The 256-nt window shown below is 52.3% G+C and carries 1 rRNA gene; it reads left to right on the top strand.

From position 1 onward, the window contains the following. Positions 1–102, top strand: a 16S ribosomal RNA gene (locus tag QQZ17_RS22515); the annotation flags it as partial. Positions 103–256: the final 154 nt, after the last annotated feature.

Below are 256 nucleotides of genomic sequence, written 5' to 3'. Positions count from 1 at the left end.
AGCTTAACCTTCGGGAGGGCGCTTACCACTTTGTGATTCATGACTGGGGTGAAGTCGTAACAAGGTAACCGTAGGGGAACCTGCGGTTGGATCACCTCCTTACCTTAAAGAACCTGCCTTTGTAGTGTCCACACAGATTGTCTGATGAAAAGTGAATAGCAAGGCGTCTTGCGATTGAGACTTCAGTGTCCCCTTCGTCTAGAGGCCCAGGACACCGCCCTTTCACGGCGGTAACAGGGGTTCGAATCCCCTAGGG

The sequence above is a fragment of the Citrobacter sp. T1.2D-1 genome (genome assembly GCF_950098555.1).
GTDB lineage: Bacteria > Pseudomonadota > Gammaproteobacteria > Enterobacterales > Enterobacteriaceae > Citrobacter_A > Citrobacter_A telavivensis.
The sequence above is the reverse complement of the archived record's forward strand: the minus strand, read 5'-3'. Positions and strand labels throughout refer to the sequence as shown.